This is a genomic window from Deinococcus metalli (assembly GCF_014201805.1).
Taxonomy (GTDB): Bacteria; Deinococcota; Deinococci; order Deinococcales; family Deinococcaceae; genus Deinococcus; species Deinococcus metalli.
Genome location: NZ_JACHFK010000004.1, coordinates 289,957 through 309,737, shown reverse-complemented (window position 1 = coordinate 309,737; position 19,781 = coordinate 289,957). Strand labels below are relative to the sequence as shown.

Genomic DNA, 19,781 nt, shown 5'->3' with positions numbered 1-19,781 from the left:
GCTCGACCCGGTGACGCTGACCCGCCTCCCCGACACGCCCGTCGCCAGACACGTCAGGCCGCGGCACATCCTCCACGGTCCTGTCAGGGCGCTGCGAGAGCGTGGTGACTATGCTCCGGGCACTGTGACCCTCCACGCCTCCACCGGCGGTTCCAAACCGTACAACTGGCCGACGCTGGTGGTGACCTTCACGGGATACGCGCTGACCCTCCTGGGCATCGTCTTTCTGGTGCGTGCCGATCCCCTGGCGCACTGGCATCCGTCAATGCCCGGTCTCCTGAGCATGGCGGGCGGTGCCGGCGTGGTGCTGTGCACGCTGTGGACGATCAGCCTCGCCAACGGGTTCCGCGCGCAGATGGCGGTGGGGCTGTCCATCAGCATGGGCATGCTCGCCGATCTGCTGTTCCTGCGCGGAATCACGATGGCGTATCAGGTGCCGCACTTTGGCCAGATCGAACTGGTGTTCACTGCGTGCGCCGCCCTGACCCTGCTGTGGGTGGCCATCGGCGGCAACGCGGACGGTCTGCGCCGGCTACAACACGAACGGCATCTGCACGAGACCGATCCCCTGACCGGCACGCTGAACCGGCGCGGCCTGACCCGCCGCTATCTCGAGCTGCGGCTCACGGAGCGGGTGTCGGTCGCCATGATCGACGTCAACGACCTCAAGGCCGTCAACGACCGCGGGGGCCACAGCGAGGGGGACACGTACCTGCAGCACATCGCCGCCACGCTGCGCCAGCACCTCCCGGCGGGTGCCCAGCTCAGCCGCTGGGGAGGCGACGAGTTCGTGGTGCTGGTGCCCGGTGACGTCGACCTCCAGGCGCTCCTTGCGCCCGCCGCCCTGACCGTGCCGCGCCCGGACCCGGCCCTCCCCGCCTACGCCGTCGGCACGGTCAGCATGCTGGCCAGTGAGCCGCTGGAGCGGGCGCTCGTCCTGGCCGACGAGGGCATGTATGGGCAGAAGGCCGGGCACTACGCGGCGCGTTCCGCCCAGCGCGACGACCCCTACGTCGGCCTGGCGTCGTTTCCGCACTTCCTGCAGTCGCTGGCGACGCTGGACGCCATCCTCGACCTGGGTCTGCGCAAGGCCGCCGATCTGGCCGACTTCCGGACGTGGCTGTACATCCCGGTGGCCGACCCCCTGGTCGTCACGTACCACGAACGGTCCGACCGCCACCCGGCGCAGGGCCGCCGGACCCTCACGTTGCCCTCCAACCGCGTCGTCGAGGCCGTGGTCCGCGAGCAGGCCACCGTGTGGTCGTCGGACTACGAGCACAGCAGGTACGCCGAGCCCTCGCTGGCCGACCTGAAGATCAAGAGTTTCGTCGCCGCTCCGGTGAAGGTCGATGGTGTGGTGACGGCCGTCGTCGCCTTCACGTCGTCCGACCGCTGGCGCACCATCTCCCCGGAGGTGCGCCAGGTGCTCGACGGCGTGGCCGCCCACCTCGGCCACCACATGGAGCGCCAGAATGTCTACCGCAAGTTGCAGGCGTCGGTGGAGGCGGGCATCACGGGCATGGGCGTGCTGCTGGAGATGCGCGACATGGAAACTGCCGGGCACACGCGGCGGGTGGTCGACCTCGCACTGGCCCTGGGCCGCGCCGCCGGACTCGATGACGACGCCCTGAACGCCCTGCGGATGGGCGCGTACCTCCATGACATCGGCAAGCTGGCGATCCCGGACGCGGTGCTCCTGAAACCCGGCCCACTGGACGCCGCCGAGTGGGCCCTGATGCAGACGCACGCGCGGGTGGGAGCGGACATGGCCGCGCGCGTGCCCAGCCTGCCGCAGGCGGCACTGGATGTGGTGCTGAGCCACCACGAACGCTGGGACGGCGGCGGGTACCCGCATGGCCTGTCGGGTGAGGGCATTCCGCTGCTGGCACGGATCTTCGGCCTGTGCGACGTGTACGACGCCCTGACGCACGCGCGGCCCTATAAGGAGGCGTGGAGCGTGGACCGCGCGTGGCGGGAACTCGAGACCCAGGCCGGCCGGCAGTTTGATCCTCACCTCACCGCCCTATTCCTGCGCCTCGTGGCCGCGCCGGAGCGGCTGAAGGTCGGCTGAGCCCTGGCCGGGCGTGGGCCATCCGGCGCCGTTCCGAACACGACTTCAAACCAGTGTGCCTTGATCACGTCTCTCTCGATGCAGTGCATTGCTGCCGTGCTGCGACAGGCGCGCGTGGCTTCGGGCGGGATCTGCCCCTCGCGTGCTACGGCTTTGATGACGGGGTCTTGATCTGACCCGGAGACGACACCCAGGAGTTGACATCGAAATGTTGGCCGCCGTCGTGTCCTGGCCGGAGGGTGCTGGCGTACCCTCGGGGGTGTGGTCACCCTCTATGACGTCTGGGACAGAGAATCGATGATCGTCTCGGTCCTGCAAGTTGCTGTGGCCCACGCAATTGCCGGCGCCGAAGCGGATCTGTACGGAAGCGCCTCCATGGTCAAGCGCCTGCACCGGGCCGTGCGCGACGGTCACCTGGAAGCGACTGACCGCCTCCTTGCCCTCGGCTTCGAGCAGCAACAGATCGACACCGTGCTGGGCCGCTGTGATGCCCTTCCATGTGGCACTGCGCCTCTGGGACCGCACCTGCCGCCCATCAAACCCTGCGCGTGATGTGGGCCAAGGCGGAAATGAATGTACACAGGTGCACACTCCGTCATGAGACCGATGCCCAGCGTCCGTAGGGGGTTCCCTTTGCATGCCTTGATGAACCGCCGGGCACCAGATGAACCGGCGTACAGTTGACGACGTGGTCGGAGATTATGGCTCCTGGGGCAGCAAAATCGTGATCATCTCGGCCTTCCGGGAGGCCGAGGAGCAGGCGGTGGCCGCCGCATCGAGCCATCCGGACGTGCAGACCCTGGCTGCCCGCACCGACGTGGCAATCAGAGATGCGCGCACCCGAACGCGCATGCAGTTGCACGCCCGCGGCTACACAGACACGGAGATCGACGACGCCCTGATCGAATTTTCCAGGCTCCAATAGGGGCAAAACTTGCTGCCTGAGTTGGGAGCTGTGTGCTTGCAGGCGATTAAGACCATGCAGACGGCTTGAGCAATGTCTCGTGGACCGTCGGGTTCAAGGATCCCTGGTACGGCACAGGCTGCTCAGCGGGATACTTGCGAAACGCGCTTCAGGAGGTTTGGTCTGTCTCAAAGGGCTGCTCCAGAAGATGTCTACGGCAGAGTTCGCCTATAGAGGCTTTGAGGAATGAAGCTGCTGTTCTGGTCGTGAACTAGACCGACGGGCGATTCGCAGGGACTGTCCAGAATGAGCGAGTTGCAGCAACCAGGCCTGGGGACGGATCAGGACGTGTGGTCGGCGGATCACACCTGGATATCCCGCGCTTTCCCTGTGGGCCCCAGGAAACGCTCGTACCGGAGAGGCCGAATGTCGATGAAGGGCTCCTCGCCGCACGCCACCTGCGCCATGACACGCGCGGTGGCGGCAGCGTGCATCACGCCGTGACCGGAGAAGCCGCAGGCGTTGAGCCAGCCGTCCACGCCGGGCATTCGCCCCAGGATCGCCTGGTGGTCCGGCGTGACCTCGTAGTAGCCCCACCAGCTTGCCCGGCGGTCCAGTCCTGCTGTGTCCAGCCACGGAAAGCGGGCCAGCGCGGCTTCCAGGGTGGGGTCCAGCCACTCCCAGTTCAGGCCCTCGCGCCAGCCCTCGTCGGCGGGATCGGCGCGGCCGAAGATCAGCCGCTCGCCCTCAGAACGCAGCCACACGCCGCTCTCCAGGTCGAAGGTCATGGGCAGTCGGCGCGGCGGGTCCAGCGGACCGGTGGTGAACACCATCCGGCGCGCGGGCCGGACCGGGATGTCCAGCCCGGCCAGCGCGCCGACCTCGCCGGACCACGCGCCGGCCGCGTTCAGGACCTGGCCGGCGCGCACCTCACCCCGGGTGGTGTCCAGATGCCACTCCGTTCCCGCGCGCCGGATGGCCGTGACGGCCGTGCCGGTCTGCACGGCAGCCCCGGCCTCGCGCGCCAGGCGGACATAATCGAAGGTCAGCGAGTGGGCGTCCACGAACCCGTCCGTGGGGCAGTAGCTGCACCCGCCGAGGCCCGTGGGGTCGAAGGCCGCGTACTGCTGCGCTCCCTGCGGCGTCAGGAGTTCGCTGGGCACGCCGAGACGCTGCTGCAGGGCCACGCCCTCACGGTGCTCCGCCCACTGCTGTTCAGGCACCAGCATGAGGTAGCCGTCCGCGTGGTAGCCCGAGCGGGGCATGGCGGCGTACTCGGCGATGCTCTCCTGCGACAGCCGGATGTTCGTCTCGCCGGTGAACTGTGCCCGCACGCCCGCGGCGCTGCGGCCCGTACTGCCGCCCGCCGGCTGGTCGCGTTCCAGCACCCGGACCGTCAGGCCGCGCTGCGCCAGCCGCCACGCGCACGCTGCGCCGACGATGCCTGCGCCGATCACGGCGACGTCTGCGGTGGTGGCGCTCACGCGAGGTCTGCCGGGATCACCGGGAAGCCCTCGACCGGGAAGGTGTCCACGTTCGCGCTGCGCTGCTGCGCCAGCACGCCGCCGTCCACCGCGATGAACTGCCCCGTGATGTATGCCGCGTCGTCCGACGCGAGAAACAGCGCCGCGCCGACCATGTCCGCCGCCACACCGTAGCGGCCGAGCGGCACAGTCTTCTCGCGCACGCGCAGCTGCTCCTCGGTCAGGCCGTAGGTGTTGATGAAGCCCGGCACCACGCCGTTGACGCGGATGCCGTACGGCGCCAGGTCCAGGGCCATCGAGCGGGTCATGGCCTCGATCCCGCCCTTGGTGGCGTCGTAGGCCACGTTGCCGCGGTGGGCACGGGTCGCCCCACCCGACGACGTACTGATGATGACGCCCCGTCTGCGCCGGGCCATCACCGTCGCGGCGCGGTGCGAGCACAGGAACACGCTCTTCAGGTTGACGCGCTGGATGCGGTCCCACCACGCCTCGTCGGCTTCCAGGAAGTGGCGGGCGGTGTCGATCAGGGCCGCGTTGTTGTACAGCACGTCCACGTGGCCGAGCGCGGCTTCGGTGCGGGCAAACATCGCCTCGACCTGCGCGGCGTCCGAGACGTCGGCGGGGACGGCCAGAGCTGTGCCGCCCGCGGCGGTGATGCCCGCGACGACGGCTTCCACCGTGTGCGGGTGTAGATCGTTCACGGCGACGCGGGCACCCTCGGCCGCGAAGCCCTCGGCGACCGCGCGGCCGATCCCGCCGCCCGCGCCGGTGACCAGGACCACGCGGTTCTCAAAACGCTGTGTCGTGTTGCTTGTCATTGGGAACTCCCTTCGGGTGAATGGGGGAGAGCGGGCAGGAACCACGGTGCCGCCCAGGTGTCGGGCGGTCCGGAGACGAAGGGCTGGAAGCGCACCCGCTGGTTGGGGCGCAACTGCGCGGCGCGTGGCAGGTCGTCCGGATGCAGCACGGCCGGCTTGTGGTACCCGCCGATTCGCCCCCGGTCGTTCAGCAGCAAGATGGGTTGCCCGGCGGGCGTGACCTGCACCGCGCCGTGCGGTGTGCCCTCGCTGACCACCTGCCCACCCGGTACGGGCGGTCCCTCGAAGCGAACGCCCATGCGGTCCTGGGTGCCGACCGTGAATACTCCGTCCGCCAGGGCACGCAGCGCCTCCAGGCTGGCCTGTGGCCCTGGCCTCAGCCGCAGGGTGACCACGCCTGAGCGACCCTCTGCGCGGTCGCCAGGTTCCGGCGCTGACGGCCGCAACGGAGCGCCGGCGTCCAGCCCCGCCGCGCCCAGCACGTCACCGCGCGCCAGGGGCCGCCCGATCAGGCCGGTGCGGTCCACGCTGCTGCTGCCCAGGAAGGGCACGGTCTGCACGCCGCCCGCCACCGCCAGGTACGCCCGCACGCCGACGGGGGACGGCGCGAAGGACAGCACCTGACCCTCCCGCAGGCGCACGCGGCCCGCCTCTGGCACGGGCTGGCCGTCCACCAGCGGCGTCATGCCCTGGCCGGCAATCCCCACGGTCACACTCCGCAGGGCGCGCAGCACCGGTCCCAGTAGCGTGAGTTCCAGCAGCGGCGTTCCTGGCGGGTTGCCAGCAGACCTGTTTGCGTTGTCCGCGGCCGGCGCGTCCAGCGGACCGCTGCGCGCCATGCCCGTGTGCGCCTGGTGGAACCGGCCGCCATCGACCAGCACGTCGAGCAGCCCGGGCCTCACCACCTCAAGGATGGGCGTGTGCGGCCGGGCGGGCCACAGCTCGCGCACGGCGGGCAGGGTGGGCGTGGCACCCTCCGCAGGTACGAAGCGCACCCGGTCGCCCGGCGCGAGCAGGAAGGGGCCGGCGCGGTTGGGGTCGTAGAGCAGCGTCAGCGCCGTGCCCAGCAGGTTCCACCCGCCCGGGGAGGGCAGCGCGTACACGCAGGACTGCGCCTGCGCGATCGCCACGGCGTTGAACGGCACCTGAGCGCGTGGCGTGTCCCGCCGCGGCAGGCGCAGGGCAGGGTCGACCTCACCCAGGAAGGGAAAACCCGGCGTGAAGCCCAGGGCGTACACGTGGTAATCCGCACCGCTGTGCCGCCGGATCACCTCGGCTGGGGTCAGGCCGGTGCGCGTGGCCACGTCCGGCAGGTCCTCGCCGTCGTAGCGCACGGGGATCTCGACCTGTCGCCCCTCTGCGCCGGCGGTGGCCGGCAGGCTTGCCAGCGCCCGGCGCACCCACTCCTGCACCTCTTCTCGGCGCAGGCGCTCGGCGTCAAATTCCACGTACAGGTTCCCGTACCCCGGTTGCAGCTCGGTGACGCCGTCCGGAATCTGCTCGCGCAGCCGGCGGTGGAGGGCGTGCAGCCGCAGGTTCTGCGCACTGTCGATCACCGGCGAGAACTGCACGTAGAAGCCTTCCAGACGCATGACGATCAGCCTAGGGCAACGGGGCCATGGGCGGTACCGGTTCATGCGGGCGGTGTGGCACGCTGACGGCATGGCGGACTCCCCGGGTGAACACGCGCTCGTCACCGCTGGCAGCGGAACAGCGCCCTCGAGTGCGCGGCGTAGAGGCGACGTCGTGCTGAAGGAAGCTGGGCCGTGGTCAGGCGCGGTGCTCGGGCTGCTGCGGCACCTGGAGAGCGTGGGCTTCGGCGGTGCGCCCCGGGTGGTCGGCAACGGGTACGCGCCGGACGGCCGCATGACCGTGACGTTCATGCCGGGGGTCAGCGCGCATCCCGGTCCGTGGCCGGAGGACGTCATGGAACGGATCGGCGGCCTGCTCCGGAGCGTCCATGAGGCCACCGCGTCGTATGTTCCACCACCGGACGCGGTCTGGCGGGAGACCTGGCTCAGAACGGTCGGGGACGGCATTCGGGTGTTCGGGCACGGCGACGCCGCGCCGTGGAACCTGGTGGGGCCAGGGCCGGGACCGTCGGCGCTGATCGACTGGGATTTTGCCGGGCCAATCGATCCGCTGACAGACCTGGCGTACGCGGTGTGGCTCAACGCCCAGCTTCACGATGACGACGTGGCCGAACGCCATGGCCTGCCCGACGCCGTCACGCGGGCGCGGCACGCCCACCGGATCATGGACGGGTATGGACTGCCGGCCGACGGCCGGGCCGACCTCGTGGACCGCATGATCGACGTGGCCGTGCAGAGCGCCCGCGCGGAGGCGATTCTGGGCGGGGTCACCCCGGACAGCACCGAGGCGGTATCGGCCGAGGGCTATCCGACGCTGTGGGCCATCGCGTGGCGGGCGCGCAGCGCATCGTGGATGTTGCGCCACCGGCGCGTGCTCTGCCGCCCGGCATAGGGCTGCAGATCACGCCGGGTGGGAACCGGGGAACGGACGGCCGGACGGTCAGGACCCGCCAGTTCAGTCATCCTGCATCTCGACTAAGAGTTTGATTTAAATACACTCGAGCCTTGCAAATACCTTACAAGACGGCAGCAGTAGCTATTTTGGAGGACTGAAAACGACTTACAACTCTCTTACTTCAGTGTAAACCCACCTGATTGGGTTGAAACGGCCCGTGTGTGTTAAATTTTCGCTCCACCACGTCTCCAGCGGTTCCGTAAGGTAACCCGGTACCCGAGCACGTCATTGTCCAGAGCAATGGCGTCCCACTCGCCGCCGGAGCACACGCGGCAGGAGGCCCACACCGTGATGACCCTGACCACCACCGCCGCCGCCCTCGACGTGAAACTCGCGCAGCGCACCGCCAGAATCGCCGTGCTCGGCCTGGGGTATGTGGGCACCCCGCTGGCGGTGCACCTGGCACGCAGCGGCTTCGCCGTCACCGGTTTCGATCCGCAGGCGAGGAAGGTCGACGAGATCAACGCCGGCCGCAGTCCCGTGCAGGACGTGGCGCACACCGATGTCGCTGAACTTCTGGGTCTGGACACGCTGCGCGCCACCAGCCGCGGCGCCGACCTGGCTGGACACGACGTGTACATCCTGTGCGTGCCCACGCCGCTCGACGAGTCCAAGCAGCCGGACATGAAGTACATCGAGCGCGCGGCCAGCCTGGTCGCCGAGCACGTGCGACCCGGCACCCTGGTCGTGCTGGAGAGCACCACGTACCCCGGCACCACCGACGAGATGCTGGTGCCCATGCTCGCGCAGGGCGGCCTGATCCCCGACGAGGACCTCTTTGTGGCGTTCAGCCCGGAACGCGTCGATCCCGGCAACGCGAAGTTCAACACCGGCAACATCCCCAAACTGGTCGGCGGGATCGGTCCGCGCAGCACCGAGTTGGCGACCGCGCTGTACCGCGCGTTCCTGCCGAGCGTCCACCCGGTCAGCTCCGCGCGCGTGGCCGAGATGGCCAAGCTGCACGAGAACACCTTCCGGGCCGTAAACATCGGCTACGCGAACGAACTCGCCATGATCTGCCAGGCCCTGGGCGTGAACGTGTGGGAGGTCGTGGACGCCGCCGCCACCAAACCCTTCGGCTTCATGCCCTTCTACCCCGGCCCCGGCATCGGCGGGCACTGCATTCCGCTTGACCCGCACTACCTCGCGTGGCGCGCCCGCAAGGAGGGCTTCGCGACCCGCTTCATCGATCTGGCCGACCAGGTGAACAGCGGCATGCCCCGCTACATCGTGGGCCGCCTGATGAACGTGCTCAACGCGCGGGCCAAGGCGCTGCGCGGCAGCCACGTGCTCGTGCTGGGCGTGACCTACAAGCCCGACGTGGACGACGCCCGCGAGAGCCCCGCGATGGACGTCATCCGGGAACTGGAGCGCCACGGCGCGCAGGTGCGCTACGTCGATCCCTATGTGGAGGAACTGCCGCACCACCACGGCCCGCACCTCCAGGCCGTGAGGGCCGAGCTGGACGACGAGACCTGCGCGTGGACGGACGTCGCCGTGATCCTCACGCACCACTCGTGCTTCGACTTCAACGCGCTGAGCCTGCGCGTGCCGCAGATCTTCGACACGCGCGGAGCAGCCCGCCACGCGCCGGGTGCGGTGGAACTGCTGTAACCACGGAGCCCGCACTCACGCCATGCCACCTGAGACTGCTCAGGTGGCGCGCGTGTACCGGTACGCCGAGTAGAAGTACGACTGACCGCCGCGCCGGACCTTGTTCAGCACCGCGCCGATCACCGGGGCGCCGCTGGACTGGGCGGCGCGCAGGACCTGCTCCACCTCCGGCACAGAGGTTTCCTGGCTCTCCACGACCAGCACCAGGCCGTCGGCGTTGCGGGCGATCACGTAGCCGTCGGACAGGGCCAGCAGGGGCGGCGTGTCGATCAGGACCACGTCGTATGCCGTGGCCCACTCCCGCAGGATCTGGCCGAAGCCCTCGGCGCTGAGGAGCGACGCGGCGCGCCGCCCGGTCTCGCCGGCCGGCAGCAGGTGGACGCCGCCGCCCAGGTCGACCACGCTGGCCGCGTACGGGTTCTCGAGGGCCTGCACCACCGTCGTCTGCCGCGAGTCGTGGCTGCCCGGCAGGGCCACGCTGGGCCGGCCCATCACCTGCCAGAACTCGTGCTGCGTGGGCCGGTGCAGGTCCAGGTCGATGATCAGCACGCGTTTCCCGGCGACCGACAACGAACTCGCGGTGGCGGCGGTCACGCTGCTCTTGCCCTCACCGGGCCGGGAACTGCTCACGGCGATGATCGAGCCGCGTTCCCCGGCCGCCATGCTCAGGTTCACCCGCACGAAGCCGGCCGATTCGTACAGTTCACCGCTGCGCGCCGCGCCCACCACCTCGTTGCGCTTGATGCGCCGCAACCGGGGCAGTTCGCCCAGCACCGGCACGCCCACGGCCAGCAGGTCGCCGGCGTGCTGGATGCGGCGGCGCAGCGCGTCTCCGATCAGGATGGCGGCGGCCGTGAGGAGCAGCGCCACCAGCGCAGCCAGCCCCGCGGTCCGGACCGGCCGGGGGTACACCGGCACCCGCGGCGCGTTCGCTTCGGCCAGCAGCGTCAGGTTGCCGCGCGCGCCCTCCTCGAAGGCGGCCGTCTGCGACAGATTCAGCAATAGTTGACCACGCGCGGCGATCAGGCTCTGGTGCTCCACGGAGCCGGCGGTCGTCGCGGCCAGCCGCTGGTTGATGTTGTCGAGCTGCTGCTGCAACGTGCGCCGCGCGCGCGTCACGCCTTCCTGAGCGCGGCGCAGGTCCCACTCCAGCAGCGCCTGAGCCGCGCTGGACGCGAGCAGCTGGGCCGCATCGGGCGTACCCGCGCTGGCGCGCAGCTCATACACGCCGCGCTGGTTGGTGTCGAGCTTGGACCGCACGGTGATGCGCTTGAAGCGCTCCATCGCCAGCTCGTTGTCCAGGTCGCTGCGGATGGTCTCGACCGTGGCGGGCGACAGGTCCGAATCGCTGAGCAGTTCGTCGATCCGCGTGACGGTGCCGCGGCTGTGGATCACCTCGTCCACCGCGCCCTGCGGCAATTGCGACGCAGTGAGCGACGCGCCGCTCACTATGGCGTTGCTGCTGTCGGGCATCGAGGACATCAGGCTGGTCGAGGCCTCGAAGACCGGCGCCTGCCGTCGCGCGAGGGCAAAAGTCAGGCCACCGACCAGCAGCGGGATCAGCAGCAGCGCCGGCCAGCGGCGACGCAGCGCCGCGTACACCTGCACGAGGTCGATGTCTGCCGGCGAGCGCGGAGCCGAGTCGGCTCCCAGGGCGGTCACGAGGAGTTCTCCTGCATCCGAGGTTCGGTCACGCCCGGCATTATCTACCATAAGTGGGGGGAGGCCCCCCCCAGTTCGGGCGGTCAGGACGTGAAAAAACCCTCCGCCTCGGGGGCCGCGACTTGCTACGGTGAACACCTGGTCACGCCTCTCTGGTCCGTGATCGTCACGCGGCTGGCCGCGGCAAGGAGAGCGCATGAACTTCACCCCCCTGCTACTGACCACGGCGGCGCTGGTCACCACCGTGGCCGCCGCCCAGACGTCCACCATCAGCGGCTTCGCGGCGCTGGCGCTGATCGGCAAGGCCCGCGGCGTCGCGCTGAACCCCGCCGCTCTGCAGGCTGTCAAGGCCGGCACGCCCGCCTACGACGCGCTGCTCAAGAGCCTGCGGGTGTCGCCGGCGGTGCTCAGCAACCTCCTGACGTACGGGAACAAGCCCGCGCCGACGCTCCTGCTCACGCGCGCGGTGCTGGAGTCGGCCAGCGGCAAGGTCCTGACCGATGCCCAGGTGGGCGCCCTGATCGCGGCCAATCCGGACATGGCCGTGACCTCTGCCGAGAGCCTGACGTCCGCGATCAGCAACCCGACCACCCTGGCCCTCGCCAACTCCGCCGCGAAGAACGCCACCTCCCCGGTCACGCCGCGCGGCGCGGGCGACTGAAGTCCGCCGGCCCCGGGTCCGGTCCACTGCCGTGACCGCGCGCGCCGCCGTCTCCCCCCTGCATGTACTGGTGCGCGTGTGGGTGGCAATGCTCGGCGCCCTGCTGGCGTGCGTGCCGCTGGTGGTGGCCGTGACCGACTGGCGCGGCCAGAGCCGGGCGGCCGCCGCCGACGCCGCGCAGCGCCGCGGCGATTTCGACGCGGCGCTCGCCCTGCGCCGGCAGGCCACGCTGGTCAGTCCCCGCGACGCCGCGCTGCAGCTCAGCTACGCCACGGCCGCCCGGAGCCTGTGGTTCTTCCGCGACACGCCCGCCCTCCAGCACGCTGCCGACGTGGCGTACACGCGGGCCGCGCAGCTCAGTCCGCACTGGGCGGCGGTGCCCTTCGAGCATGCGCGCATGTACGCCTTCAAGGAGCGCTATGGTCGCGCCGTGGCGCTGCTCGACCCGGCCCTGACCCTCGATCCGGCCAACGCGGGCCTGTGGCTGGAGCGCGCGGGGTACCTCGAGCAACTCTCTCGCTTCGCCGAGGCGCGCGCTGCCTACGAGCGCTGCTGGGCCATCGACGTGGTGTGGCCGTGCGACGCCGGCCTGCGTCGCGTGCGGGGTCGCTCCTGAGCGCCGTGCGCGGCCTGCCCGACGTCCTGACACTGCTGCTGGCCGGGGTGACTGTGGCGTGGGCAGTGCTCGCCCAGGGCAGCACCGGGGGCTGGGGGCTGGACGGCCTGGCGGCGCTGGGGAGCGTGACCGTGCTCAGCGCGGTCCTGGCGGCCTCGGTGCGCGGGCGGTGGCCCACGACCCATCCGGCGTGGACCCTCGCCGCGGCGGCGCTGCTGGTGTGGATCTGGCTCAGCACCACGTGGGGGCCGGACCACTGGCAGGCGCTGCGCTGGGCGGGTGCGTGGACGGCCATCGTGGGCGCCGCCGTGTGCGTGCACGGGTTCGCGGACACCCCCACACGCCGCCGCGCGGTTCTGGGCGGCGTGATCGCCACCGGGGCCGCCGCACTGCTGCTGGCGGGGCTGCAACTCCGCGGCGTGGGCGTACCGGGCTTCGCGTACTATCCCGGCGCCGGGCCCGCGCTGCTGACCGGCCCTTACTTCAATCCCAGCCACTTCAGCGGCCTGCTGATTCCCGTGGCGGCTCTGTTGAGCAGCGCCCTGCTGTTCACGCGCCCTGGGTGGTTTACTCCGCTGCTGCTCGCGCTGCTGGTCGCCCTGCATGTGGCCGATTTCCGGACGGATTCCAGCAGCATCCCGGCCGTACTGCTCGCCACGGTGCTGCCCGGCGTGGTGTGGCTGTGGCGGCGCTCTCCCCGCGGCGGCGCGCTGCTGACTGCGGCGCTGCTCACGGCCGCGCTGGGCACCGGCACGTACTTCCTGAGTCCGGCCGGACAGGCGCAGTTCGCGGCCCGCCAGTCGGCGATCGGGCTGTCGAACTCCTGGACGCGTTTCCTAACGGGCCGGCAGGCGGTATGGCGCTACGGCCGCGAGATGTGGGCCGCGTCCCCGGTGACCGGCGTGGGCGTGGGGCAGTTCGTGCGGGAGGCGCCCCGGTTCCGCGCGGAGGAGCGCAGGGTCGGCGCCAACATCGACCGACAGCTCGTGAACTACGCCCACAACGACACCCTGCAGATGGCGGCCGAGACCGGCGCGGTGGGCGCGGCCCTGTACTGGCTGACGCTGCTGCTTCCCCTGACATCCCGCTCGGGCCGGCTCGCAGCCCTGACGTGGTGGTCGGCCCTGCCGGCCCTGGCCTTCGCCGGGCTGTACGACGCGCACCTCACGGCCATTCCCGGCACGGCCGCCGTCGCGTTCACGCTGCTCGGCCTGGCCGCCCAGCGTCAGGAGCGCGCTTCATCGGACGCCGCGGCGCCCCCGGTGCACGCGTCCTAGACGGACGTCACCCGCCGCCCACGCAGCAGCGACGCCACCACGTAGTGGACGTTTCCTGCCAGATACGCGGCGTGCACGACGAGGTACACCAGAAAGACCTTCAGCAGCGGCGCGCCCTCGCCGCCCCGTTTCAGTGAGGCCCGCCACAGGAAAACGGCGCAGTAGCCCAGCACGGCGCCCAGCAGCGCCGGCCACGACCACGGCGCTGTCACGGCCAGGGCGAGCAGCGCCGCGAAGCCCGCCAGGGGAGCCTTCTGCCGGATGGTCAGGGGCATGCCGTGCTTGCGGATGAAGGCGTAGCGGTAGTACGCGTACCCGTGAAACTGCTTGAACGCGTCGTGGTAGCTGCGGCGCACGAAATACGTGGCGGCGGCCTGCGGCACCAGCACGATCGTGTGGCCCAGCGCGCGGATGCGGTGGTTGTAGTCGGTGTCCTCGCTACGCAGCAGCCGCTCGTCGAAGGCGCCGACCTGCCGGATCACGGCGGTGCGGTACACGCCCAGGTACACGGTGTCGATGAACTGTTCCTCCTGGGCATAGCGGTAGCGGGCCGGCCCGACCAGCCACGGGTCGTTGAACACCCGTGCCCACGAACGGCTGTCGGTGCTGTCTCCACTGGGTTCGAAGCGCCCGCCCGCCACGGCCGCCCCGGGATGACGGGCCAGCGCGTCCATCAGCACCCGGAAGTACCCCGGCCCAATGCGCGACTGCGCGTCCACCTTCGCCATGAACTGCCCGCGCAGGTGTGGGATGGCCTCGTTGAACGCCGCCGCCAGGGTCAGCCGCTCGTTGTCGATCACGCGCAGGTTGGTGATGCCGCGTTCGCGCACGTACGCGCCGATCTCGGCCACGGTGCCGTCGCTGGAGCGGCCGTCGGCGACGATCACCTCGAACTCCTCGGGGCGCAGACCCTGGTCGTAGATCTGGTCGAGGCAGCCCGTGATGTGCTGCCGGCCGTTGCGCACACCGATGACGACACTCAGGACAGGCGGAACGGTCGTGGTCATGCGGACACCTCGCGGGTGGGGGGGGTGAGCTGCATGGCGGCGGCGGTGTGCAGCGCGGCCCGGTCCCATGTGCGGTGGGTGGCGATCCAGTCCCGGGCCAGGGGCGCCGGGAGCGGCCGGGCGGCTCGCTCCTCGATCGCCTGCGCGAGCGCTTCGCTGGTGGCGGGTACGATCGTCACGAAGTCGCCCAGCACGTCCATGAGTTCGGGGTCCTTGAACAGCGGCGTCGTGATGACCGGCAGGTCGAAGGCCAGGTATTCGTAGATCTTCAGCGGAGAGAACCCGACCATCAGGTTGCGTTCGTTCGGCACGAAGGGCGCCAGCGCCACGTGCGCGTCACGCAGTGCGGCGTGCACCTCGGCCCGGCCGACGTGGCCGCACAGCTCGACGTGCTCCCCCAGCCCCAGGTCCTCGACCCGCGCCTGCAATGCCGCGCGTTCCGGGCCGTCGCCCAGGACCTTCAGGTGCACCGCCGCGCCGCGCTGCGTGGCCAGATGCACGGCCTCGATGGCCAGGTCCACGCCCTGCCACGCGTGCAGCGCGCCGATGAACACCAGGCGGTGCGGACCGCTGGGTGCCGGGCGCCGCGTCGGGGTGGGCGGCAGGTCGTCGTCGCCCACCCCGTTGATCACCTGGAGGACGCGGGGCTGGCCCAGCGCCGTCACGAGCTGTCGCAGCTCGGCGGACACGACCGCGCACAGGGCCGCGCGGCGCACCTGCCACGCGAACAGGCGCCGGATCAGCTGCTCCAGCGCTTTCGGGAAGCGGCCCTCCAGGTACGGCAGGCCGTTGATCTCCGTGGCGACCGGCGCCCGCGCCAGCCACGCGTACAGGGGAGAGAGCATGAACGACCCGGCCCTCACGTAGATCCAGTCGTACTGCCCGCGGCGGCGCCACAGGTGGGTCAGCACGCGCAGCTGGTAGCGCAGGTGGTCGGCCGGCGTGCGCGGCTGCGCGTCCGCCAGGGCCGTGAGGGTGCCGCCGAAGTCGGGGCGGCGGCCGGACGCGCTGGCGAGCAGCTCGACGTCCACGTCCAGCCGCGAGAACCCGGTGGCGATGCCGAGCATGTGCTTGGTGGGGCCGTTGACCGCGCTGACGTCCAGGTGGGTCACGGAACACACGCGCTGTGGGCTGGGGCTCATATGGCCTCCTTGCTCAGGGCGCCGCGCATGGCGGGCGCGGCGTGGCTGACGGCGGCAATGGCCAGCATCAGCAGGACGAAGCGGTTACTGGAGATGTCCCCGCTGAACTGGCTGTTCACCAGGAAGTACGTGAGCGTGACGGGCACCAGCACCTGGGTGCCGCCCACCGCCCGGCGGCTGGTGCGGTACGCGACCGCGATGGCCAGCACCAGCAGCGCCGTGACGGCCACGCCGCCCTCGAGCTGCACCTCCAGGAAGAGGTTGTGCGGGTACTTCAGGTCGTAGGCGGTGTACACCTGCGACGCCGCCTGCCCCAGGCCGAGCAGGTGCTGTGGGATGGCCTGGAGCACGTCGAGGTACATCTGGCTGCGGATCTCGGCGCTGCGGTCCACGTTCAGGTCGCCCTGCAGGAACGACAGCACCCGCCCGGTGGAGGCCACGTCGTTCTGGAGCAGGTAGCTCACGCCGACGACGCCCAGCAGCAGGGCCAGCGCCGCGAAGCTCAGCACCCGGAGGCGGTAGCGCACCGTGCGGATCAGCACCGCGCTGCTGAAGAACGCCACGGCCAGCGCGATCAGCGGACCGCGCGACCCCGACGCGAACATCACGCTGCCGCAGAACATCAGCGCGGGCACGTACATCGCGGCGTGCCGGCGGCGCATGTCGGACGTGGTGGCCATCTTGACCAGCGCGTACAGCGTGCAGAAGCCCGCTGCGCGCCCCAGGCTGATGGGGTCGATCCCGAACGACTCGTCGCGCGACACGTAGCTGGCGCCGCGCAGCAGCTGGTACGATCCGTCCGCCAGCACCACCAGCAGCATCGCGTTGAAAAACCCGAAGGTCCGCCCGGCCAGCGCAGGGGTCCAGCGGACATAGTTGAGCGCCAGGATGGACGGCACGCTGATCAGCAGCAGCTTGCTGATCTTGCCGGCGTAGAACTGCGGCAGATCGGTGTACGGCGTGAAGACCAGCGCCACCACATACGCCAGCACGAAGCCCAGCACCGGCAGCAGCCGCAGGTCGAAGCGCAGCGGTGAGCCGCTCTGTGCGCGGAGCAGCGACAGCACCGCCACCACGGCCAGCAGGACAATCGAGACCGCGTTCTTGACGCCGTCGTTCATGAATGGGAGCAGCGCGCTCGCATCGAAGTAGAACAGCACCTGCATGATGACGAGGCCGTACATCACCACGAGGTCCGTGCGGGCGGGGCGGGCCTCGGCGGTCACGGGCGGGCCCCACGCAGCACGCGGTCGATTACCCGCAGCAGCACCACGTACGACACGGTCATGACCACCGTGTACGCCGTCAGCACGTGCATCAGCGGCGCGTGCATCCACGCGGCCCCCGCGAACACCGCCGCGATCAGCAGCAGCCGGCCGCCGTCCCACAGCAGCTGGGTGCGCTCGCCACGGTAGAGGTTCAGGGCCTGCGACACCGGGTTGACCAGCAACTGCGCCGCGTATCCGCACGCCAGCGCCGCGTAGACCTGCCCGGCGGGCGCCCACGCGGGGCCCAGCAGCGCCGTGAACAGTGCCGGGGCGACCGGAATGAGTGCCACGAGCAGCACCGCCAGCGCGCCCAGCACCCGCAGCTGCCGCACGAACAGCCGGTGCGCGTGCCCGGGCTCGGCCGAGGGTCGCAGCAGCTGGGCGGTGAACACCTGCCCCACTGCCTGGCCGACCAGCGCCAGCGGCAGCCCCAGGACCTTCTGGGTCATGGTCACGTACCCGACCTGCGACGCCGGGTACGCCACGCTGAGCAGCACCGGCAGGGCGTACACCACGGCGCTGTTCAGCAGGGCGGCGGGCGTGGCGAACCACACCAGCGCCCGGTCCTGCCGGAAGATCCGGGCGTAGCTGCCCAGACCGGCCGGCCGCCACCCGGCGTGCGCGCCCGCCTGCCGCAGCGCGAAGCCCAGCGCGAGCGCCCGCGCCACGACGTCCGCCACGATCAGCCCGGCAGCGGTCGGCGCGGCGTGCCCCACACCCACCTGCGCGGCGACGATCAGCGCGGCCACCGCCACGCGGTTCGAGCTGATGGCGCGGTGGTCCTGCTCGCGCAGCAGCACGGCCGTCACGACCTGCTGTCCCGCCATGACCATGCAGTACCCCGGCACCAGCCACCACAGCTGCTCCAGGTGCAGCGGCCCCCGCAGTGCCCACGCCGCGGCGGTGGCCACAGCGGTCGCGGCGGCCGTGTTGCCCAGGGCCGCCGCGACGGTGGCCGGCAGGTCCTGCGGCGCGGCGCGCTGCACGGCCACGTCGAACTTCAGGGACGCGACGCTCGCGAGGATCAGGCACAGCGACAACACCGCCACGTACGCGCCGATCGCGGCGGGTGAGTACAGCCGGGCCAGCAGCGGCGTGGCCAGCAGCGTCAGCCCCTGGCCGAGCACCGTGCCCAGCACGGCCTGTGTCAGCGGGCGGCGCGCGTGGCGGCCCAGCGCCCGGCCCGCGTGGGCGACGGCGTGACTCACGGCCTCACCGCGCGCCGAAGCCGGTGGCCATCGTCCACAGCGTTCTCGCGACGATGCGGGCGTCCAGCCAGAAGGAGAAATGCTTGATGTAGTACACGTCGTAGCGCAGCTTCAGGTAGGTCTCGTCGGCGTCCGCCGCGTATCCCTGCGTGACCTGGGCCCAGCCGGTGATGCCCGGCTTGACCCAGTGCCGCACCGGGTACAGGTGGAGCTTCTCGTTGAACTGCTCCACGAACGCCTGCTGTTCGGGCCGCGGCCCGATGATGCTCATCTCGCCGCGCAGCACGTTCCAGAACTGCGGCAGTTCGTCCAGGCGGAACTTGCGCAGGAAGCGGCCCACCCGCGTGATGCGGGCGTCCCCGGCCGTGGCGAAGACCTGACCGTGCCGCTCCGAGTCCGGGCGCATGGTGCGGAATTTGGCGATGCGGAAGGGCGCGCCGTTCTGCCCCACGCGTGTCTGCCAGAACAGCACCGGCCGCCCGGCGTCCAGCAGCACCACCAGCGCCACGGCGGCCATGATCGGCAGCAGCAGTGGGCTGAGCAGCGCCACCGCCGCCACGTCCAGGATGCGCTTGAGTGGCGCGTACGGCGCAACGAACTGCCGGCGCGTCATCTGCCCGCTGTTCAGGTACTCCAGCGACACGCGCCCCCTCAGCTCCTCCAGCAGGGTGGCCGGCATCCACACGTGCATGCCGCTGGCCTGGGCGTGCATCATGACCTCCATCCACCCCCTGTCCGGCAGGCGCGACGGCTCGAGCAGCAGCGCGTCAATGGTGTTCAGGCTGGTGTCCGTGGCCCGGTCCAGCGGCACGTAGCGGATCAGGTCGTGCTCCACCACGGACGCCTCCGCGCCGGGCAGCACGCCGACCAGCAGTGGCGGACTCTGTCGCCGGTAGAACACGCGGGCCAGCATCATGCACACGGACCACAGCGCGGCGAGCCCGCACGTGAAGCCCAGTGTGATTGGCGTGCCGGTGATCACGTGTAGCAGCGTGAACACGGCCGCCGCGAGGACCGGCACCCTCAGGGCGCGCGAGTACGGCTCCAGAGGAATGATGTGCGCCGGCGCCTTCGTCAGCGTCCACGCCAGGCCGGCGGACATGCACCACAGGCCGGTGTTGATCGTGAAGTCCGCCGGCTGAAGCACCGCCCCGACGACCACGCTGCTGACCAGCGCGCCGGCCGCGTCGGTCAGGCCGAGCGCGAACCGCAGCTGGTCCCGCAGCAGCCCGAACGGATTGGCGTGGAAGTGGTTAACGTACATGGCGACGGTCATGGCGGGGAGATGGAGGAAAGGTGGTGGCCATACCTCCATCTTGGAAGCGTCACTCTGACGAAACTATGAACGTGCAAAATTCGTCTGAGACGGCAAAATCGTGCAGAGCGACGTGGGATTTGTCACGTCAGTTGCTGCGGGCGGCGCGTCTATTGCAGGCGACAGCAGACAGGGTCGGCTGGGGCTGAACCCGCGTGTCCATGTCCAGGCGGCAGGAAGGCCGCAC

17 protein-coding genes are annotated in these 19,781 nt (G+C 70.5%); 8 read left to right on the top strand and 9 right to left on the bottom strand.

The genetic code is table 11. From position 1 onward, the window contains the following. Window positions 1–124 precede the first annotated feature (124 nt). From HNQ07_RS10460 to HNQ07_RS10450, 3 genes are all read left to right on the top strand, one after another. A complete protein-coding gene (locus tag HNQ07_RS10460; protein ID WP_184111426.1) occupies window positions 125–2,071 on the top strand; it encodes an HD domain-containing phosphohydrolase in 1,947 nt (648 codons plus the stop codon). A gap of 261 nt (window positions 2,072–2,332) precedes the next feature. Then, window positions 2,333–2,623, top strand: a complete 291-nt coding sequence (locus tag HNQ07_RS10455) for a hypothetical protein (protein WP_184111417.1) — start codon at window positions 2,333–2,335, stop codon at window positions 2,621–2,623. 136 nt (window positions 2,624–2,759) lie between these two features. Further along, window positions 2,760–2,996, top strand: a complete 237-nt coding sequence (locus HNQ07_RS10450; RefSeq protein ID WP_184111415.1) for a hypothetical protein — start codon at window positions 2,760–2,762, stop codon at window positions 2,994–2,996. Between the two features lie 341 nt (window positions 2,997–3,337). Here the strand turns inward: HNQ07_RS10450 and HNQ07_RS10445 are convergent, their stop codons facing one another. From HNQ07_RS10445 to pxpB, 3 genes are read right to left on the bottom strand one after another with little or no spacing between them, the layout of a single operon-like run. Continuing rightward, entirely contained in the window at window positions 3,338–4,459 is a 1,122-nt protein-coding gene (locus HNQ07_RS10445) for an NAD(P)/FAD-dependent oxidoreductase (RefSeq protein WP_184111413.1), read from the bottom strand. After that, on the bottom strand, window positions 4,456–5,277 hold the full coding sequence (locus HNQ07_RS10440; protein ID WP_184111411.1) for an SDR family NAD(P)-dependent oxidoreductase: 822 nt from the start codon (window positions 5,275–5,277) through the stop codon (window positions 4,456–4,458). The genes HNQ07_RS10445 and HNQ07_RS10440 overlap by 4 nt, the downstream gene beginning before the upstream one ends. Further along, window positions 5,274–6,869: a 5-oxoprolinase subunit PxpB gene (gene pxpB, locus HNQ07_RS10435; protein WP_184111409.1), complete on the bottom strand. Its 1,596-nt coding sequence runs from the start codon at window positions 6,867–6,869 to the stop codon at window positions 5,274–5,276. The genes HNQ07_RS10440 and pxpB overlap by 4 nt, the downstream gene beginning before the upstream one ends. A gap of 154 nt (window positions 6,870–7,023) precedes the next feature. Between pxpB and HNQ07_RS10430 the strand changes: the two genes are divergently transcribed. Both HNQ07_RS10430 and HNQ07_RS10425 read left to right on the top strand, forming a co-directional pair. Continuing rightward, window positions 7,024–7,761 (top strand): phosphotransferase, encoded by a 738-nt coding sequence (locus tag HNQ07_RS10430; protein ID WP_221274912.1) that lies wholly within the window; start codon window positions 7,024–7,026, stop codon window positions 7,759–7,761. A gap of 354 nt (window positions 7,762–8,115) precedes the next feature. After that, complete coding sequence (locus HNQ07_RS10425; protein WP_184111402.1) at window positions 8,116–9,438, top strand: nucleotide sugar dehydrogenase; 1,323 nt, start codon at window positions 8,116–8,118, stop codon at window positions 9,436–9,438. 39 nt (window positions 9,439–9,477) lie between these two features. Here HNQ07_RS10425 and HNQ07_RS10420 read toward each other — a convergent pair whose 3' ends face one another. Further along, window positions 9,478–11,100 (bottom strand): BY-kinase domain-containing protein, encoded by a 1,623-nt coding sequence (locus HNQ07_RS10420; protein ID WP_184111394.1) that lies wholly within the window; start codon window positions 11,098–11,100, stop codon window positions 9,478–9,480. Between the two features lie 196 nt (window positions 11,101–11,296). Between HNQ07_RS10420 and HNQ07_RS10415 the strand changes: the two genes are divergently transcribed. From HNQ07_RS10415 to HNQ07_RS24370, 3 genes are read left to right on the top strand one after another with little or no spacing between them, the layout of a single operon-like run. Further along, window positions 11,297–11,761, top strand: a complete 465-nt coding sequence (locus HNQ07_RS10415; RefSeq protein ID WP_184111392.1) for a hypothetical protein — start codon at window positions 11,297–11,299, stop codon at window positions 11,759–11,761. A gap of 31 nt (window positions 11,762–11,792) precedes the next feature. Continuing rightward, window positions 11,793–12,377, top strand: coding sequence for a hypothetical protein (locus HNQ07_RS10410; protein ID WP_184111390.1), 585 nt, complete (start codon window positions 11,793–11,795; stop codon window positions 12,375–12,377). Next, window positions 12,338–13,654, top strand: coding sequence for an O-antigen ligase family protein (locus HNQ07_RS24370; RefSeq protein WP_184111388.1), 1,317 nt, complete (start codon window positions 12,338–12,340; stop codon window positions 13,652–13,654). The genes HNQ07_RS10410 and HNQ07_RS24370 overlap by 40 nt, the downstream gene beginning before the upstream one ends. Here the strand turns inward: HNQ07_RS24370 and HNQ07_RS10400 are convergent. The 5 genes from HNQ07_RS10400 to HNQ07_RS24040 are packed head-to-tail and all read right to left on the bottom strand — an operon-like array spanning window position 13,651 to window position 19,555. Then, the gene (locus HNQ07_RS10400) at window positions 13,651–14,661 is read right to left on the bottom strand and encodes a glycosyltransferase (protein WP_184111386.1); all 1,011 of its coding nucleotides are present in this window, start codon (window positions 14,659–14,661) and stop codon (window positions 13,651–13,653) included. The two genes, HNQ07_RS24370 and HNQ07_RS10400, sit on opposite strands and share 4 nt — an antisense overlap. Next, complete coding sequence (locus HNQ07_RS10395; RefSeq protein ID WP_184111384.1) at window positions 14,658–15,803, bottom strand: glycosyltransferase family 4 protein; 1,146 nt, start codon at window positions 15,801–15,803, stop codon at window positions 14,658–14,660. Before HNQ07_RS10395 ends, HNQ07_RS10400 begins: the two co-directional genes overlap by 4 nt. Continuing rightward, window positions 15,800–17,029 (bottom strand): O-antigen ligase family protein, encoded by a 1,230-nt coding sequence (locus HNQ07_RS24365; protein ID WP_184111382.1) that lies wholly within the window; start codon window positions 17,027–17,029, stop codon window positions 15,800–15,802. Before HNQ07_RS24365 ends, HNQ07_RS10395 begins: the two co-directional genes overlap by 4 nt. Then, the gene (locus HNQ07_RS10385) at window positions 17,026–18,279 is read right to left on the bottom strand and encodes a lipopolysaccharide biosynthesis protein (RefSeq protein WP_184111380.1); all 1,254 of its coding nucleotides are present in this window, start codon (window positions 18,277–18,279) and stop codon (window positions 17,026–17,028) included. The genes HNQ07_RS24365 and HNQ07_RS10385 overlap by 4 nt, the downstream gene beginning before the upstream one ends. Window positions 18,280–18,283: 4 nt before the next feature. Continuing rightward, window positions 18,284–19,555, bottom strand: coding sequence for a sugar transferase (locus HNQ07_RS24040; protein ID WP_184111378.1), 1,272 nt, complete (start codon window positions 19,553–19,555; stop codon window positions 18,284–18,286). Between the last annotated feature and the right edge of the window lie 226 nt (window positions 19,556–19,781).

Bases quoted from the DNA above. Each gene is read 5' to 3' on its own strand.
- HNQ07_RS10440 (WP_184111411.1), bottom strand. From the start codon at position 5,277: ATGACAAGCAACACGACACAGCGTTTTGAGAACCGCGTGGTCCTGGTC.
- pxpB (WP_184111409.1), bottom strand. From the start codon at position 6,869: ATGCGTCTGGAAGGCTTCTACGTGCAGTTCTCGCCGGTGATCGACAGT.
- HNQ07_RS10425 (WP_184111402.1), top strand. From the start codon at position 8,116: ATGACCCTGACCACCACCGCCGCCGCCCTCGACGTGAAACTCGCGCAG.
- HNQ07_RS10415 (WP_184111392.1), top strand. From the start codon at position 11,297: ATGAACTTCACCCCCCTGCTACTGACCACGGCGGCGCTGGTCACCACC.
- HNQ07_RS10400 (WP_184111386.1), bottom strand. From the start codon at position 14,661: ATGACCACGACCGTTCCGCCTGTCCTGAGTGTCGTCATCGGTGTGCGC.
- HNQ07_RS10395 (WP_184111384.1), bottom strand. From the start codon at position 15,803: ATGAGCCCCAGCCCACAGCGCGTGTGTTCCGTGACCCACCTGGACGTC.
- HNQ07_RS24040 (WP_184111378.1), bottom strand. From the start codon at position 19,555: ATGACCGTCGCCATGTACGTTAACCACTTCCACGCCAATCCGTTCGGG.